This is a genomic window from Deinococcus frigens DSM 12807 (assembly GCF_000701425.1).
Taxonomy (GTDB): Bacteria; Deinococcota; Deinococci; order Deinococcales; family Deinococcaceae; genus Deinococcus; species Deinococcus frigens.
In genome coordinates, this window is sequence record NZ_JNIW01000019.1 from 28,322 (window position 1) to 45,710 (window position 17,389).

Here is a 17,389-nt window from a genome sequence, read left to right on the forward strand (position 1 = left end):
GGCAGTCTAGCCGTGTGGAAGGTGGGCAAAGTCCGGTGGTGGACCGCCGCCCTCGTCCTTGAGCTGCACGCCGCTGAGTTCCCGGCGCAGCGCCTGCCGGGTCAGGTGCGCCAAGCGCCATGCCGCCACGCGCATGTCCAGTCCCGCCGGGCGGATGTTGGACACGCAGTTGCGGGCCGAATCGCGGGTGTGCGGCTGTGGGTCAAAGGTCAGGTACGCGCCCAGGCTGTCGGGACTGCTCAGGCCGGGGCGTTCGCCGATCAGGACCAGCACCAGACGCGCCCCCAGCGCCCGCGCCACTGGGTCACCCAGCGCCACCCGTGCCTGCCTTGCCAGGACGATGGGGCCGACGCTCAGGCCCGACGCGCGCAGTTCAGGCAGCAGCAGTGAGAGCAGCGGCCCCGTATGCGCCAGCGCCCCCGCCGACAGGCCGTCGGCCACGACGATCACGACATCAGTCGGAAGGTGACCCTCTAACCCTGCCAGAGCTTCGGGGGCCAGCGTGCGCCCCAGGTCCGGGCGGCGCAGGTATTCGGCGCGGTCTGCGGCGCGGCTGTGGACCTGCAAGACCACCTCTCCGGCAGCGCTCAGCGCCCCGGCCAGCGGCCCGAAATCAGCGGAAACGTGAACGGCGTCGCGTGCCGCCGCGTGCGCCGCGCCAAACTTCAGCAGCTCCCGCGTCGGCATGGATGTTCCGGCCCGTCCCAGCGCGATCCGGGCATCGGTAAATTCCTTCAGGAAGGCCCAGGGGGTCAGATCGTCGGTCATTCGCCCAGCTCCGCCGTCGCCAGCAGCCCGCGCATCTGCGCCCGGCCCGGCAGCGTCAGACCTCCATCCCGGCTCAGCCCCACTTGCTCCAGCCACGCGGCGAATTCGGGCGCTGGGGGGCGGTCAAACATGCGGCGCACGTACCACGCGTCGTGAAAACTGGTGCTCTGGTAATTCAGCATGATGTCGTCCGCGCCCGGCACGCCCATGATAAAGGTCACGCCCGCCGCGCCCAGCAGCGTCAGCAGGGTGTCGGTGTCGTCGCTGTCGGCCTCGGCGTGGTTGGTGTAACAGATGTCGCAGCCCATCGGCAGGCCCAGCAACTTGGCGCAACAATGGTCCTCCAGCCCCGCGCGGATGATCTGTTTGCCGCCCATCAGGTACTCGGGGCCAATAAAGCCCACCACCGTATTGACCAGTAGCGGGCGGTAGCGCCGGGCTACCGCGTAGGCGCGGGCCTCCAGCGTTCCCTGATCGACGCTGTGGTGCGCGCCCGCCGAGAGGGCGCTGCCCTGGCCGGTCTCGAAATACATCACGTTGTCGCCGGAGCCGCCAGCCAGATCCACACCGCCCAGTTCCGCTCCCCGCCGCAGCTCCAGCGCCGCCGCGTGCGCCTCATCCAGCAGCGCCAGATCAATCCCGAAGCCGCTGTTGGCGGCCTGCGTTCCCGCCACGCTCTGAAACACCAGGTCCACCGGAGCGCCGCGCCCGATGGCCTCCAGGGTGCTGGTCACGTGCGTCAGCACGCAGCTCTGCGTCGGCACGCCGGTTCGCTGGCGGAAGCCGTCGAGCAACCGCAGCAGGCCCACGCAACTGTCCACGCTGTCCAGCGCAGGATTCACACCGATCACCGCGTCGCCGCAGCCGAACATCAGACCGTCCAGGGTACTCGCCAGAATCCCGCGCGGATCGTCGGTGGGATGGTTGGGCTGGAGCCGGGTGCTGAAACGCCCCCGCAGCCCCAGCGTGGTGCGAAAGCGCGTCACGACTTCCACTTTGGAGGCCACCAGCACCAGGTCCTGCACGCGCATGATCTTGCTGACGGCGGCCACCATTTCGGGGATCAGGCCGGGAGCTAGGGCCGCCAGCGCCTGCGCCGTCGCCCCGTCCCCCAACAGCCAGTCGCGGAATTCGCCCACGCTCAGGCCGGACACGGGTGCAAAGGCCGCCGCGTCGTGGCTGTCCACGATCAGACGCGTGACCTCGTCGGCCTCATAGGGAATCAGCAGATCTTCTAAAAAGAGACTCAGCGGCAAGTCGGCCAGAATCTGCCGCGCCGCCTCGCGTTCCTGGGCGCTGCCCGCCGCCAGTCCCGCCAGCTCATCGCCGGATTTGGACGGGCTGGCGCAGGCCATGACGCCCCGCAGATCGGGGAAGCTGAAGTGGCGGTGGCCCAGGGTCAGGTGGTACGTGGGCGGCTCCGGTATGCGTTGGGGGGCATGGATTCAGTGTAAGCGGAGAGAAGGTGGCGGCGAAGCCGACCGAGGGGGTTGTGCGGGTGCCGCCTCAGAACACCAGGCATGAACCCATCCCCCTCACCCCGCCCGCACCCGTCCTGCCGCCACCCCCGTAATCAGCACCAGGCCCGTCATGGCCAGCAGGAACAGCAGCGGCACCTGCCAGTCGCCGGTGAGATCGTGCAGCGCACCGAAGATGAAGGGGCCGGTGGCCGCCAGCGCGTAGCCGAAACCCTGCGCCATCGCCGAGAGTTGCGGCACCTGCGCCACATTGGCGGCCCGTACGGCGATGAACATCAGGGCCAGCGGAAACATGCTGCCCGCGCCCGCGCCCATCATGAACAGCCACGGCAGCGGCGTCTGCGGCGACAGCAGCAGGCCCGTGATGCCCGCCGCGCTGACTAGCGCCGTGCCCACTGCCAGCGGCACCAGCAGCCGGGGCCGCGCCGCCAGCACCGGCACCGCCAGCGTGAAGGGCAGTTGCACCACGTTGGCAAAGGCCAGCAGTAATCCCGCCTGCGCCGCCGTGAAACCGCTGTCCTGGAGCACCCTGGGCAGCCAGGTCAGCCAGGTAAAGAAGACCAGTGACTGAAGCCCCATGTACAGCGTCACACTCAGCGCGTAGGGATTGCGCCACACCGACGGCTCCCCCTTCACCGCCGCGCGGACGTGCGTCTGCCGCCCAAAGACGGCGGGCAGCCAGGCCAGCACGCCCACCACCGCCAGCAGGGTCCACACCCCCATTGACGAACGCCACGCGCCGCCCAGCGCAGTCATCAGCGGCACCGCCACCCCGGAGGCCAGCGCCGCGCCGCCCACCACCGCCAGCGTGTACAGCCCGGTCATCGGCCCCACCCGATCTGCGTAATCGCGCCGGATCAGGCTAGGCAGCAGCACGTTGTTCACGGCGATGCCTGCGCCCACCAGCACGGTGCCGATGAGAATGACGGGCAGCGTCGCGCCGATACGAAAGACGCTCCCCAGCCCGATCAACGCGGTGGCGAACAGGATGATGGTCTCGTTGGAGTGGCGGCGGCTCAGCAGCGGCGCGAGGGGAGCCAGCACGCCCCAGCACAGCAGCGGCAGCGTGGTCAGCAGGCTCAGGGTGGCCGCGCTCACCCGGAACTCGGCCTGAAATTGCGACAGCAGCGGCCCGAACCCGGCGATGGGCGGGCGCAGGTTCAGCGCCACCAGAACCAGCCCCAGGATCAGCAGCGGGGCGGCGGTGGGTTTGCGTTGCCGCGTTGTCCCCGCCGCCTCCGACGGCTCAGGGGCGGCGAGGTCAGGACGGCTCATCCGTGCAGGCTAGCGCGTCCACTGACCAGTCTGGCTGCGTGCATTGACCAACCGTGAAGGCGAAAAATGACGACGGGGCACGCTTCTCGCCCCTCCACTCTGTTACCTTGGGCCTGCGTCACCGGGGGTGCCTGCCATTGATGGGCGGGCTGAGAAACACCCCAACGAACCTGATCCGGGTCATACCGGCGGAGGGAGCGTGACCGGCAACCCCCAGCAGAGTCTGGAGGTCTGTCCACCGCTTCCCCTCGTGACGCGAGGGGGCTTTTTTATGCGTGTACATGGTGTTTTGACAGCAGCTTTACTTCTGATGGGCCTGGCTTCGGCCCAAACTCAAGCGACGCCAGCCACCCTGACGGTGATCACCCACGATTCCTTTGATGTGGACAAGAAACTGGTGGCGTCTTTTGAGACCGCCAACAACGCCAGGGTGCGTTTCGTGAAGGGCGGCGACGCCGGGGAACTCCTCAACCGCCTGGTCCTGACCCGCCGCGCGCCGCTGGCCGACGTGGTGTACGGCCTAGACAACAGCCTGCTGAGCCGCGCCAGGCAGTTTGACCTGTTGCAGGCGTACAGGTCGCCCGAACTGGCGAAGGTTCCCGCCGCCTATCACCTGGACGATGCGGGCCTGCTGAACACGGTAGATTACGGCTACGTGGCCCTCAACTACGACCGCGCATACTTCCAGAAGGTGGGATTGAGCCTGCCCAGATCGCTGGATGACCTGAAAAGCCCGCAGTACGCCAAATTGACCGTGGTGGCGAGTCCGGCCACCAGCAGCCCCGGCCTGGCCTTTTTGCTGGCCACCGTCAACCACTACGGCGAGGCGGGGGCCTGGCAGTGGTGGCGCGACGCCCGCCTGAACGGTTTGAAGGTCACGCGCGGCTGGAGCGACGCCTACAACAAGGAATTCACGCGCAACGGGGGCCGCTATCCCATCGTGCTGTCTTACGCCAGCAGCCCCGCCGCCGAGGTCTTCTACGCCGACAGCTACGACGCCAAGAAGCTGCCCGCCCAGTCCCCCACCGCCAACCTGTTCCTGCCCGGCAGCACCTGGCTGCAACTGGAAGGCGTGGGCATCCTGAAAGGGGCGAAGCAGCCCGCCCTGGCCCGCAAATTCGTGGACTTTATGCTGGGAGGGAGCGTGCAGGCCGACATTCCCACGCGCATGTGGATCTACCCCGCCGTGGGCGGCACGCCGCTTGATCCGGTTTTCAAATTTGCCACCCTGCCGGAACTGTCCGCCGTCAAGCCTAGCCTGACCGCCAACCCTCAGCGGCTGGTGGACGCCTGGGTGACACAGGTGTTGCGGGCGCGGTAAACGGCACCTCCTGACCCAACCCTCTCCCCACGGAGAGGGCTTTTTGTTTTCTCCTCTGGCATGGTCGGGCGAGGTTGTTCTGAGCCTTTCGTAGGGGAGGAGGGTGCCGCGACAGCGGCGAATGAGGGATTCTCCTACCGCTTCGTCGGCACCTGCAAGCTGATGTAATAGATCCCTACCAGACCGACAATCACCCAGCCCACCTGCCCCACCAGCACGGGAATGCGGCCCAGGCTCAGGCCCACGGCCACGGCGATACACAGGCAGGCGATCCACTTGGCGCGCAGCGGCATGCCCCGCCCGGCGCGGTAATCTAGGACCAGTTGCCCGATCACCGGGCGCGACAGCAGCCACGCCTCCCAGCGCGGATCGCCCCGCGCAAAACAGGCGGCAGCCAGCACGAACCACACCGTTCCCGGAAAGCCCGGCAGGACCAGCCCCACGAAGCCCACCGCGCACAGCACGAAACCCAGCGCCACCCACAGCGGTTTGACCGGGCGGGCGGGGGCCTGAGTCTGGGGCGCAGAGGTGGAGGTGGGCGGCGTCACGGCCCTCAGCGTAGTCGATCCGTCCTCGTCTGTTCGGGCCAATGGTCACCTATCATTGAACTGGAGCCGTTGATCTGTCTCCAAATCACTCCTCTCATGACCACTGACCCCGCCACATATTTCACCCGCCACGGCCTGAGCATGGCTGGCCTGCGCCGCGCCGACACGGGGTTCTCCAACGAGGTCTGGCTGGCCGACACGGCAGTGCTGCGCCTCGGCCCCGGCACGGACCACGCGCGCGAGGCGGCGGTGGCACTGGGCGCACACGCGGCGGGAGTCCACACCGCCAGGCCGCTGTTCTGGGGGCCGGGTTACAGCCTGTGGGAGCGGCTGCCCGGCGGGATGCCCACCCCCGCCCAACTCACGCCCAGGTTCTGGAAGGCCGTGCTGGACGATCTGGAACGGCTGCACGCCGCGCCCCCCGAAATGGATTCGCCCCGCCCATCTGCGTGGTGGGTGGGAGAGCCGGGACTGGCCGACGGCGCAGGCTGGACGCCTGACGAACGGGCCGCGCTGCGGCGGCTGTTGACCACGCCGTATCCGCTGACCGCGCCCGTGTTCGTCCACGGCGACGCGTACCGCCACAACCTGCTGGCCGACGCGCGCGGGAATTACGCCGGACTGCTGGACTGGGGCAACGCGGGCTGGGCCACCCTGGAACACGAATGCGCCGTGCTGGACAACCTGCAATCCGCGCTGGACCGCTGGGGCGAGCGATTGGATAGGGGCCTGCTGTGGCGCTTGCGGCTGGAACTGCTGCTGAAGGTGGCGGGCGCGGGCCGCATCTCGCCGGACGCGGTGCGGGCGGTGCTGGCGCGCTGCGAATGAGGCGCTGAACAGGCGTTGACGTTGTGGTCTCAGGATGGGGCTGGACGCGCTGGCTCCCGCGTCCGGCGGCTCATGACGCCAGCGGGGACAACTCGCTAAACTAGCCCTCCATCACAATCTCTCGCCTCTCTTTTCCCGGCTGTTTGTCAACGGCCCCCACGGAGTCCCCATGACCCTAAAGTTTCTGCAAGGCAGCGCCCTGCTGCTGGGCCTGACCGCGCTGCTGGCCGCCTGCAACCCGCCTGTCGAGCCGCCCGTTGATCCTCCGGTTGGTCCCCCGCCTCCCGCCTATAGCTGCCCGGTGGGGGCCACCGTCACGCCGATTTCCACGGTTCAGGGCAGCGGGGCGGCCAGCCCGCTGGTGGGCCAGACCGTCACCGTTCGCGGCGTGGTGACGGCAGATACCCAGCCCGGTCTGAGCGGCTTTTTTGTGCAGGACGTGACGCCGGACGCTGATCCGAAGACCAGCGAGGGGCTGTTCATCTACACCGCCGCTGCGCCCAGAACCGTCAAGCCAGGCGAGGTGCTGGAGATGACCGGCACGGTCAAGGAATTCTTCGGGGCCACCCAACTGGACAGCGTGACCACCGCGACCCCCTGCGGAGAGACGACGTTGCCCGCGCCCGCCAAGCTGACCTACCCGCTGGCCTCGCCGGACGCGCTGGAAAACGTGGAGGGCATGCTGGTCATGGTCACCAACACCATGACCGTGACCAACACCTTCACGCTGGGGCGCTACGGCGAGCTGGGCCTGTCCAGTGGTGGGCGGCTGTTCAACCCCACCAACGGGCAGGGCGGCAGCCTGCAAGCCAACCAGAACCGCACCCTGATCATGGATGACGCCAGCAGCAAGCAGAATCCGCCTGCCATCCCTTACCTGAATGCGGACAACACGCGCCGCGCCGGAGACACCGTGAGCGGGCTGGAAGGCGTGATGCACTTCGCCAACGGCAACTTCAAGCTGGAACCCACCAAGACGCCCGTCTTTGTCAACAGCAACCCGCGCACCGCCGCGCCCAAGCCGGTGGGCAACAGTACCCTGAAGGTGGCCGGGGCCAACGTCCTGAACTACTTCACCACGCTGCGCGACGCCGATTCCAACGCGCGCGGCGCGGACAACGCCATAGAGTTCAAGCGTCAGAAAGACAAGATCGTGGCCGAATTGCGTGCCCTGGACGCCGATGTGATCACTTTAATGGAGATCGAGAACAACGGCGAGACCGCCCTGAATGATCTGGTGGCCGCCCTGAACACCGCCGCTGGAAAGACCGAATACGCCAGCGTCAAGACCGGCACGGTGGGTACCGACGCCATCCGCGTGGCGATCATCTACCGCCCCGGTAAGGTGGAAACGGTGGGGGGCGCGCGCATCGACGACAATCCAGCGTTTGACCGCGCCCGCAAGCCCGTCGCCCAGACCTTCCGCGACGTCGCCGGACAGGGCGTGTTCACGGTGATGGCCAACCACTTCAAGAGCAAGGGCAGTTGCCCCAAGGACGGTGACGTGGACCTGGGCCAGGGCTGCTGGAACATGCTGCGCGTGGAGCAGGCCAAGGCGGTCCTGGCCTTCGCCGACAAGCTCAAGGCCACCGACGCGGACGTGCTGGTCATGGGTGACCTGAACGCCTACGGCGCGGAGGACCCGATTGTGGCGCTGGAGGCGGGCGGCTTCGAGAGCCTGAACAAGCGCATTGCCCTGAATGACCGCTACTCCTACCAATTCGACGGCCAGTTTGGCTATCTGGACCACGCCCTGGCCAGCGCGGGCCTGCAAAGTCAGGTCACGGGCATTACCGAGTGGCACATCAATTCCGATGAGCCGGTGGTGCTGGACTACAACGTAGAGTTCAAGAACAACCCGGCCTGCATGACCTCTACCTGCACCAGCCCGGACCTGTACACCCCCACCGCCTACCGCAGCAGCGATCATGACCCGGTGGTGGTCGGCCTGAAGCTGAAAGCGGACGGCGCGACCACCATTCCGCTGACCGTGGGCGTGACCGGACCGGCCAGCGCCACCGTAGATCAGGTCTACACCATCAATGTGACCACCAGCGGCATGCCCACCACACTGGTGGCCGACTGGGGCGACGGCGGCGGCTTCGAGCGCCTGATTCCCATCGCGCCCAGCGGCCCGCACATCCACACCTACAAGACCGCCGGGAACTACACCATCACCGTGAAGGCCGGGCGGGACGGCGACAGGGAGATTGCCACCGCCACCCTGAAGGTCACGGTCACGAATCCCAGCAGCCCTAAAGTGGGCGGACTGGTCATCAGCCAGGTGTATGGCGGCGGCGGCAACAGTGGGGCCACCTTCAAGAACGACTTCGTGGAACTGTTCAACGCCGGCAAGGTGGCGGTCAGCACGATGGGTAAGAGCGTGCAGTACGCCAGTGCGACTGGCGGCTTCTCCGCCAGCAATGTGCTGAACCTGCCCGCCGCCACCATCGAGCCGGGCGCGTATTACCTGATCGGGCTGGCCCAGGGTTCGGGCGGCACGGCAGACTTACCCACCCCGGACGCCACCGGCACGCTGGCCCTCAGCGGCTCCAGCGGCAAAGTCGCCCTCGTCGGCAACACCGAGGCCGTTACCAGCGTGACTGACCCGGACCTGCTCGATTTCGTCGGTTATGGCTCCGCCAGTGAATCCGAGGGAAATACCCCCGCGCCGGGGCTGAGTAATGCCACGGCAGCCCTGCGCGCGGGCAATGGCTGCACCGACACAAACAACAACAGCGCGGATTTCACAGCGGCTGCGCCCGCACCGCGCAACAGCGCCTCGGCCAAGACCGTCTGCCCCTGAACTTCTAGACCTCTTGCTATGCCCGGACGGTCTCTGGACGGTCCGGGCCTTTTGATGCGTCTGGGGGGCGTTTGATGCTGGGAATCGACCGCCTGTCCAAGAAGTAACCCGCCCCTTGCCCGCATGGTGTACCATGTGAACCATGCTTTCCCCAGGAGAACTCCTTTAGTGCAACTTGATTCTGGCGCGGTGGCCGAGGGCCGCATCACCCGCGTGACCGATTTCGGCGCGTTTATCCAGTTCGAGAACGGCGAGACGGGCCTCGTTCACATCTCGCAGATCGCCCACTCGTTCGTGCGCAACATCCACGATCATGTGCGCGAGGGCGAGAACATCGAGGTCAAGGTGCTGGGCCGCGACGAGCGGGGCCGCCTGGACCTCTCGATCAAGGAACTGCTCGAAGAACCCGAGGAAGTGCCGCGCCCGCGCGCCATCGGGCGGCAGAGTCCGCAGTTCGAGGCCAAGTTGCGCTCGTTCATGCGTGATGCCAAGGAACGCACCACCACCGGCGGCCCCAAGAAGCCGGGCGGCGGTGGCGGCGGCAAGCGCAAGAAGTAAAGCCGACCCGAGCTGCTCCCGGTCCCCACTGGCCGGGAGTTTTGCGTTGCCGGGGCTTTAACCGCCGTGTAACCGGCCCGCGTCACACTGCGGCCATGAAGAAGAACCTGTCCATTCTGGCCCTGTCGGGCACGCTGGCCCTCGGCGCGTTGGTCGGTTACGGCGTCAATGAGCGCAGCGGCGCACAGACCGCCGCACCCGTGACCGCCTCTCAGAGCGCGCAGGGGCAGATGGTCCAGACCCTGGCGACGCCGCCCCAGGCCCCGCTGAGCCAGAACTACGATGGGGGCCGCGCCCGCACCGAATCCGAGGCCAACACGGTAGATGTGGTCAAGCAGCGGCAGGGCGGCCTGGTCTTTGTCAGCGTGACCGAGAAGGGAGACAGCTCCAGTAGCCCGCAGGCGCAGCTCCGCAAGCGGATGCAGGAGCAGATGCCCTTCGGCTTTCCGTTCGGCGATGGTCTAGGAGACAGCGGCACGCCTCAGCCGCAGACCGGCACCGGCAGCGGCTTTTTTGTCTCCAGTGCGGGCGACATCATTACCAACAACCACGTGGTGGACGGGGCCAGCGAGATCACCATTCGCGTCCACGGCGACAGGACCGAGTACAAGGCCAGGGTGATCGCCCGCGCCCCCGACTTCGATCTGGCGCTGATCCGCCCCGAGGGGCTGCCCAAGAACTTGATCCAGCCGATTCCACTGGGCGACAGCGACCAGTTGGACGTGGGCCTGAAAGCCGTGGCGATGGGCGCACCCTTCGGCCTGGATTTCAGCGTCTCAGAGGGGATTATTTCCAGCCTGGAGCGCACGGCCCCGGTGGGCATGCAGGGCATCAAACAGAGCCTGATCCAGACCGACGCGGCCATCAACCCGGGCAATTCCGGCGGGCCGCTGCTGAACAGCTCCGGCCAGGTGATCGGCGTCAATACCCAGATCCTGACGGGCGGCGCGGGTCAGAGCGCGGGCGTGGGCTTTGCCATCCCGGTGAACACCGTCAAGAAACTGCTGCCCCAGCTTCAGGCGGGCCAGGGTGGCGTGGTGCAGCCGCCGCGCATGGGCATCCAGTTCACCGATGTCAGCGGCCTAAGCGCCGCGCAGCGCAAGACCGCCGGACTGCCCACCAATGGCGCGCTGATCCAGTCCGTCGTGCTGGGCAGTCCCGCCGCCAACGCCAACCTCAAGGCGGGCAGCAACGAAGGCATCAAACTGACCAATTCTGCCACAGGCCAGACCACGGCCATTTCCACCGACGGCGACCTGATCACGGCCATTGACGGCCAGCCCATCACCGACGACAACAGCCTCCAGAGCGCCATCCTGGGCAAGAGCATGGGCGACAGCGTGAAACTGACCGTCCGGCGCGGCGGCCAGACCCGTGAGGTCACGGTCAACCTGGGCGACGTGGCCTTCCCCGGCGCGCAGCAACAGTAAAAGGAGCTGGGACGGGACAGAGGCCGTGGGAGGAGTGGGGCGGGGGGTTGTGACCTCTGCCCCCTTCTTCTTTTTGTTGTGTCGGACGTGAACGGGCGAGGCTGAAAAGCGCACACTCGCCTACCCGAACAGTGGCCCCAGATCGGTCATTTCCCCGGTGGGCGTCGCGGGGCTGAACGAATAGCTGCCAAAGACGGCCATAAACTCGGCGCGGTTCAGCAGGCGGGTCTGCCCGCTGGGGCCGGTGGCCTGGACATGGCAGCCACGCACGTTCAGGCGGTATTCGCCCAGCTCGCGCACACTGGCCTTCTTCCCCCTGCCAACGTGCAGCAGGGCAGTGACGCGGTATTCCTGGCCGCCTCTGGCATTCAGGTAGTTCAACAGTTCGGCGGCAGTCAAGGGTGGCTCAGCGCGGTTCCACCACCACCGCCGTGCCATATGCCAGCACCTCGGTCACGCCGTCGGCGATGTCGTTGGCGTCGTAGCGCATGGCGATGATGGCGTTGGCCCCCGTTTCCTGGGCATGCTGAACAAGCAGGTCATAGGCTTCCTGGCGGGCCTTTTCGGCCAGTTCGGTGTACAGGGTAATGTTGCCGCCTATCAGGGTTTGCAGCGACGCGCCGATGTTGCCCAGCACGCTGCGCGAGCGCACGGTCAGGCCGCGCACCACGCCCAGGTGGCGCACCACGCGGAAGCCCTCGAGATCGTTGGCGGTGGTGATCATCAGGTTATTCATATGGCTCCTTACGCCCGTTCCCTGCTCCGGGTTCCCGGGACTATGAAACGACCGTGCCAGCGCCGTCCAGCGCCGCCGTGATCGGCTGCCCGGCGCGGGCGTCGCCGAAAATGACGCGCTTCACGCCGCCTGCCACCGCCTCCGCCGCGCCCAGCACCTTCTTTTTCATGCGGTCCTGGGCAAATTTTAGGTACGCCTCCACATCGTCCGCCGGAATCTGGCGGATCAGGCTGGATTCGTCCGGGTAGGCGCGCAGCAGGCCCGGCACGTTGGACAGCAGCAGCAGCGCCTCGGCCTTTAATGCCACGGCCAGGGCGGCGGCGGCGCGGTCGCCGTCCACGTTGATCGCCACCCCCTCGTAGGAGCTGGCGGGCGGCGTCAGCACCGGCAGGTAACCCGCGCCCAGCAGCAGTTCGATCAGTCCGGTGTTGACCTTTTCCACCGTTCCGGTGTGATCGCCGCGCAGCACCTTCGTTTTGCCGTTCTCCACCGCGCGCACGCTGTCCTTGTGGCGGCCCTCGAAGATGCGCCCGTCCAGCCCCGACAGGCCCACCGCGTTGACGCCCAGGCGCTGCAACCGCTCCACGATGCCCTTGTTGATCTTGCCGCAGTAGACCATCTCGAAGATTTCCAACGTCTGCCGGTCTGTAAAACGGCTGGTGTACCCGCTGGGGCTGGTCACGAATCTGGGCGGGTGGCCCAGTGCCTCGGCCACGCGGTTGGTCTCGCCGCTGCCGCCATGAACAAGGATCAATTTCTCGCCCGTCTTCCACCGCGCCGCCAGATCGGCGCACACCGCGTCATAATCGATCCCGGCGCTGCCGCCCACTTTGACCACAATCAAGCCCGTACCCTCATGCTGGGCATGGTAGAGCAAAGAGCAGATGGCAGACGTTCAGACCGTCCGCCTCAGCCCATCGTGCGCGGCAGGGGCTGGCTGGCTAGAATCTTCTTCGGCTCGCGGAATTCGATGTTCTCCCACTCGCCTTCCTCGGTCACCTGTAAATCTGGGTTCAGGGCGCGGAAGTGGGCCACCACCTCCTGCACCAGATCGTCGGGGGTGCTGGCGGCGCTGGTGATGCCGACGGCCCGCACGCCGTCCAGACTGAGGTCCGCCAGATCGGCCACGGTTTCCAGCCGCTCGGCCCGGCCACACGTTTCGGCGGCCAGTTCCAGCAGCCGCATGCCGTTGCTGGAATGCGTGCTGGTCAGGATCAGAAAGGCGTCCACGTTTGGCGCGATGGCCTTGACCGCGTCCTGGCGGTTCTTGGTGGCGTAGCACAGGTCCTCGCTGGGCGGCACGATCAGCTTGGGAAAACGGCTTTTGAGGATGTCCACCGTGCGCCGGGTGTCGTCCACGCTCAGGGTCGTCTGGGTCAGCACCACCAGCTTGTCGGGATCCGGGACCGTCACCGTATGCGGGTCGTGCAACCCCTCGCCGCGCTTGCCCAGCACGCCCACCAGGATGGTGTTCTCCGGCGCTTCGCCGCGCGTGCCGATCACCTCCTGGTGCTGGGCGCTGTCGCCGATCAGCAGGATGGTGTGGCCCTCGCGGGCGTATTTCTTGGCCTCGGTGTGGACCTTGGTGACCAGCGGGCAGGTGGCGTCGATGGTGGCCAGTCCCAGCGCCCGCGCCCGCTCGCGCACCACCGGGCTGATGCCGTGGGCGGAGAACACGACGGTCTCGCCGCCTTCCGGCAGGGCCTCCACATCGTCCAGATTTTCCACGAAATGCACGCCGTGGCCGCGTTCCAGGCGGTCCACGACGGTGTGGTTGTGGACGATGGAGTGGTAGACCGTGACCGGCTTTGCCTCGGTCTGCGCGGCGCGTTCGACTGCGCCAATCGCCATGACTACGCCCGCGCAAAAGCCGCGCGGCTTGGCCAGATACAGACGCTCAACCATGCGGCGCACGCGTCAGCGGGGTGGGGGAGAGCTGGGTCATGCCCCCAGTGTACGGGCCAGGGTGGGCCGTTACCGTGTCGGCTGTCCCGGCGTCAGGTCTGGCATCAGATCGCGCAGCACGTTCTTCAGCCACCGCTCTTCCGGGACGGGGCGGCTGGCCGACCTCCAGATCTGGTCAAAGCTGGCCTCCTGCTCGGCCACCGCTGCCGGGTCACTGGTGGCCAGCGCAGCCTCGGCCAGGCCCAGGGTGCCCCACGAGCTGAAGTGAAAGTTCATGCTGCCTGCCACCACCATGCGGCGGTCCACGGTCAACGCCTTGGTGTGCATATTGAAGGTGGTGGCGCGGGCCTGGAAGCGGTCCTGGATGCCCCGGCGGCGCAGCTCCTGGCGCAGCAGGGTGATGCCGCTGCGGTTGGGAAGAGCCCCCTCGCCGTAATCCACGGTCAGCAGCCGGACATGAACTCCGCGCGCGGCGGCCTCCAGCACAGCCGTCATGTACGCTGGCCAGGTGTCCGGCCCGCAGCCCTGTGGGTTCAGGTACGCGCCCCAGCAACCCAGTGCCGGGCTGAAATCTGCCTGCATCAGATCGATCCCGGCTCTGGCCGCGCCCAGCAGGGCCAGGTGGGCGCGGTCCGCTCCATCGTCACCGGGGCGGCGGTACAGCATGAAGGCCCGCGCGTGGCCGGTGGCGACGGCCTGGCGCGCGGCTGCCGGGTGCGTGGCCGGGTCCGGCGGCGTCAACTGGCACCCGGCCCGTGCCGTCCTGCGCGTCACGTCGTCCGGGCAGCGCAGTTGCAGGCTGTGCCGCCACAGGTCGTCGAAGGCGGCCACGCCGCTCTGCGCCACCGGCCCGCTGATCCGCAGGCCCAGGTCATGCAGATTGCTCCCTCCCGTCTGGCGTCCCCCGGATTCAGAGGCGGGCAGATGCACGTCGGTATAGTTGTACCCGGCCACGGTCAGGTCCCGCCCGTCAATGACATGCAGTTTGACGTGGCTGTGCGGAAAGTAGCGGTAATTGAGAATGCTGAGTTGCCAGCCCACGCGGGCGTCGTGCAGCGGCACGCCCAGCCGCAACAGATCGTCCAGCAGGGCCAGCGGCTGCGCCCTGCTGTCGGGGTACACCAGGCTGGGAAAGCCGCCCAGCAGCGCCTGCACGGTCATGCCCTGCGGGTACGCGGCGGGATCGGCCCGCACCCGCCCGTACAGTTGTGCAACCGCCTGTGCAAAAATCCAGCCTGGATGTCCCGGTCCGGCGGCCCATTCCATGCTGGCAAACAGAACCTCGCTGCGGGCGTTGGCGATCTGGCTGGCGGTGATCTCGAAGGCGTCCAGCGGCGTGGTCAGGCTGCGCGGCGTCCGCAGAAAGCCGACGAAGGCATTGTGGCAACTCAGGTCTGGCCCGCGTTGCGTGACCACCCCCCAGACGGCCCGTTCCAGCGGGTCGGTGGGGGGGGCGCATTCAGGCAAGGTCAGCGGGGCGGCGGGCAGCGCCGGTCTCAGAAACAGCGGCAAATCCGCACCCTGGCCCTGCCCACCGCAGACCAGGACGGCGGAGACCAGCAGGGAACGCACGGCGCGGTTAAGCACGCCGCAGCATAGGCGCACTGGACGCGCGCAGGGGCGCACTTTAAGACACGTCCCGGACCCTCTCAGAGAGGCGTCAGATTAGGGAGCAGGAGGCATGCTCGTGAGCGGACTACTGGGGAAGCTCTTTCAACCACTGCGCGGCCAGCTCCACTCGAAATGCTTTGCAATCCATATCAAGCAGCGCTCGGCAGTCAGGAGCGGTTTCGCTGTCCAGAGGTGTGGCAGGACTTGCCCACTACACCTCCACCTCGCCCTCCTCCCGTGAGAGGCGAGGGAGATAAAGCCCTCGTTCGAGACGTCGATTTTCCGATTGCCTGGCAAGCGTCCAGGCATATCAAGCGTTCCGAACGGGCCGGGGTGAGGCTGGGGGTCTTCTGTTATTTCAAAGCTGTCCCAGCACCCTTCTCCCACTCAGTCCACCACTTCAAAGCCCAGCCGCGTGGCCTGGTCCACGAAGAAATTGATGTTCTCGCTCAGTGTCTGCGGTCCCAGGCTCTTGCGCCCGTGTTCGCCGGTGGCGGCGATGATCAGCGTTTCGGCTAGGCAGGCGGGAACCGCGCCCTCGCCGAATTGCAGGTCGATGTTGCTGGTCATACCGCCGGGCGGGCGCACCACACCGCCGGGAATAATGCGTACGCCGGGCACGCTCGCCACACTTTCATCCACGTCCGCCGGGCGGCCCTCGTCGAAGATCCAGGTGCCGGGTTTGACGTGCTGCGGGAAGATCACCGGCAGCGGATCGCTGGTGGCGGTAAAGATCAGGTCCGCCGTCTTCAACGCGGCGTAATCGGTGGTGGTCACGATCTCGGTGTCCTTATTCGCCCGGCGCAGGGCGGCGGCGCTACGCTCCAGCTTGTCCAGATTGCGCCCCAGCATGATGATTCTGGCCACCTGCGGCGCAATCGTCCGCGCGATGCCAAAGGCCACCACGCCGTTGGCCCCCACGATCCCGGCGGTGGCGGCCTTCAGATCGCGGCCCCCAGATTCAAAGTGCTTGAGGATGCCCGGAATCGCGGCCTTGATGGTCCCGGAAGTGTACGCGCCGCCGTTGGTCACGGTGATTTCCGGCACGGCCGCCTGCACGTCCACGCCCTTGTTGCCCACCACGGACCAGAACGCGCCCAGACCAAAGACTTCCGCGCCCAGCTCGTGCGCCAGCCGCGCGCCCTCAATGGCCCGGCGCGTCGCCAGCTCCGGCTGGGTATCGAAGACGTCGGGCAGCAGCGGACTGGACAGCAGGTAGCAGCGGATGCTCTGGCCCTCCGGGGTGCGGATGCCGCGCAGCTCACCCACTTTCATGGGGCGCAGATTCTCGGCCATCTGGCGCACGGTTCGTTCGCTGATCACGCCGCGCTCCACCAAGGGTTTTAACCACGCGAAACGGCGGGCGGACCAGAAATTTTCCAGCGTCATCGGGTGGATCATGAAGGCGGCCACCACCTCGTCGCCTCGCTTTCCGGCCAGCGGCACTTCCTCGCCAAAGCGCGGTTCGGTGCTGTCCAGCATGCGCCCGATGTTTTCCTTGAAACGCCAGCCCGCCGCCACCAGCAGCCCCAGCGCTCCCAACTTGGCCGGAACGCCGATGGGCAGCAGCGCCACCACGGCAGCAAAGGCGACCAGACCCGCCAGCGTGGCCGCGCTGACGTAGCCCCAGTAGCCGGTGACGCCCGCATAGACCACCACGGGCAGGGCGGCTGCCCACAGCGGCACGGCTCCGGTCACCGCCACTCCCGCCAGAACGCCCAGCAGCACCAGATTCCCGCGCCCGCGCGGCGGCACCGTTCCGTAAAGCGGGCGGTAAAGAGCGTTTGGTGGATTGAGATGCCCCAGGTACGCCGCCAGCGCCGCCAGCACGGTCACTTCCGGCAGGCCCAGGCTGGAGGCCATCAGCACCGCCAGCAGGCCCTTGCCCGCGTCCAGCAGCGCAGAGGCCGTCGCCAGCCCCGGCCCCACCAGCCGCAGCATGTTTTCCACACCCAGGTTGTGGGCATTGCTCAGTCGGGTGTTGACCCCGGCGCGGCTCAGCAGCAGATAACCCAGCGGCAGGCTGCCCACGAGAAAAGCCACCAGCAGCAACAGGGCGGACAGAAACAACATACTAGGCATTCTAGGGCTTCCAGGCTGTGGCTCTCGGTCAGGCTGGCCCGCG

15 protein-coding genes and 1 riboswitch are annotated in these 17,389 nt (G+C 67.1%); of the genes, 5 read left to right on the forward strand and 10 right to left on the reverse strand.

Annotated features, from left to right (window positions below):
* Positions 1–6: 6 nt before the first annotated feature.
* The 3 genes from eutC to Q322_RS0109250 all read right to left on the reverse strand — a co-directional run bounded on the left by eutC (position 7) and on the right by Q322_RS0109250 (position 3,521).
* Complete coding sequence (eutC, locus tag Q322_RS0109240) at positions 7–768, reverse strand: ethanolamine ammonia-lyase subunit EutC (protein ID WP_051668384.1); 762 nt, start codon at positions 766–768, stop codon at positions 7–9.
* A complete protein-coding gene (locus Q322_RS0109245) occupies positions 765–2,213 on the reverse strand; it encodes an ethanolamine ammonia-lyase subunit EutB (RefSeq protein WP_342667664.1) in 1,449 nt (482 codons plus the stop codon). Before Q322_RS0109245 ends, eutC begins: the two co-directional genes overlap by 4 nt.
* 90 nt (positions 2,214–2,303) lie before the next feature.
* Positions 2,304–3,521: a CynX/NimT family MFS transporter gene (locus tag Q322_RS0109250; RefSeq protein WP_084147903.1), complete on the reverse strand. Its 1,218-nt coding sequence runs from the start codon at positions 3,519–3,521 to the stop codon at positions 2,304–2,306.
* Between the two features lie 113 nt (positions 3,522–3,634).
* Positions 3,635–3,736, forward strand: a riboswitch (TPP riboswitch).
* 95 nt (positions 3,737–3,831) lie between these two features.
* On the opposite strand from Q322_RS0109250, the gene Q322_RS0109255 reads away from it, so the two are divergent.
* Complete coding sequence (locus tag Q322_RS0109255; RefSeq protein WP_245593197.1) at positions 3,832–4,842, forward strand: thiamine ABC transporter substrate-binding protein; 1,011 nt, start codon at positions 3,832–3,834, stop codon at positions 4,840–4,842.
* Between the two features lie 134 nt (positions 4,843–4,976).
* On the opposite strand, the gene Q322_RS0109260 is transcribed toward Q322_RS0109255, so the two are convergent.
* Positions 4,977–5,390 carry a YbaN family protein gene (locus Q322_RS0109260; RefSeq protein ID WP_051668385.1) on the reverse strand — a complete coding sequence of 138 codons (414 nt, stop codon included), beginning with the start codon at positions 5,388–5,390 and terminating at the stop codon, positions 4,977–4,979.
* Between the two features lie 96 nt (positions 5,391–5,486).
* On the opposite strand from Q322_RS0109260, the gene Q322_RS0109265 reads away from it, so the two are divergent.
* From Q322_RS0109265 to Q322_RS0109280, 4 genes are all read left to right on the forward strand, one after another.
* Positions 5,487–6,218, forward strand: coding sequence for a phosphotransferase (locus Q322_RS0109265; RefSeq protein WP_029477628.1), 732 nt, complete (start codon positions 5,487–5,489; stop codon positions 6,216–6,218).
* A gap of 169 nt (positions 6,219–6,387) precedes the next feature.
* Entirely contained in the window at positions 6,388–9,024 is a 2,637-nt protein-coding gene (locus Q322_RS0109270; RefSeq protein ID WP_029477629.1) for an ExeM/NucH family extracellular endonuclease, read from the forward strand.
* A gap of 123 nt (positions 9,025–9,147) precedes the next feature.
* Positions 9,148–9,582: a S1 RNA-binding domain-containing protein gene (locus tag Q322_RS0109275; RefSeq protein ID WP_051668386.1), complete on the forward strand. Its 435-nt coding sequence runs from the start codon at positions 9,148–9,150 to the stop codon at positions 9,580–9,582.
* Between the two features lie 95 nt (positions 9,583–9,677).
* Positions 9,678–11,012, forward strand: a complete 1,335-nt coding sequence (locus Q322_RS0109280; protein ID WP_029477631.1) for a S1C family serine protease — start codon at positions 9,678–9,680, stop codon at positions 11,010–11,012.
* 120 nt (positions 11,013–11,132) lie between these two features.
* Here Q322_RS0109280 and Q322_RS0109285 read toward each other — a convergent pair whose 3' ends face one another.
* The 6 genes from Q322_RS0109285 to Q322_RS0109310 all read right to left on the reverse strand — a co-directional run bounded on the left by Q322_RS0109285 (position 11,133) and on the right by Q322_RS0109310 (position 17,337).
* Positions 11,133–11,411, reverse strand: a complete 279-nt coding sequence (locus Q322_RS0109285) for a hypothetical protein (RefSeq protein WP_029477632.1) — start codon at positions 11,409–11,411, stop codon at positions 11,133–11,135.
* A gap of 7 nt (positions 11,412–11,418) precedes the next feature.
* Positions 11,419–11,748 carry a YbjQ family protein gene (locus tag Q322_RS0109290; protein ID WP_029477633.1) on the reverse strand — a complete coding sequence of 110 codons (330 nt, stop codon included), beginning with the start codon at positions 11,746–11,748 and terminating at the stop codon, positions 11,419–11,421.
* A gap of 40 nt (positions 11,749–11,788) precedes the next feature.
* Positions 11,789–12,592 (reverse strand): [LysW]-aminoadipate kinase, encoded by an 804-nt coding sequence (locus tag Q322_RS0109295; RefSeq protein WP_029477634.1) that lies wholly within the window; start codon positions 12,590–12,592, stop codon positions 11,789–11,791.
* 65 nt (positions 12,593–12,657) lie between these two features.
* Positions 12,658–13,653: a 4-hydroxy-3-methylbut-2-enyl diphosphate reductase gene (ispH, locus tag Q322_RS0109300; protein WP_029477636.1), complete on the reverse strand. Its 996-nt coding sequence runs from the start codon at positions 13,651–13,653 to the stop codon at positions 12,658–12,660.
* Positions 13,654–13,722: 69 nt separating this feature from the next.
* Entirely contained in the window at positions 13,723–15,240 is a 1,518-nt protein-coding gene (locus Q322_RS0109305) for a phospholipase D-like domain-containing protein (RefSeq protein ID WP_245593198.1), read from the reverse strand.
* 411 nt (positions 15,241–15,651) lie between these two features.
* Positions 15,652–17,337 (reverse strand): glycerol-3-phosphate acyltransferase, encoded by a 1,686-nt coding sequence (locus Q322_RS0109310; protein ID WP_029477638.1) that lies wholly within the window; start codon positions 17,335–17,337, stop codon positions 15,652–15,654.
* Positions 17,338–17,389: the final 52 nt, after the last annotated feature.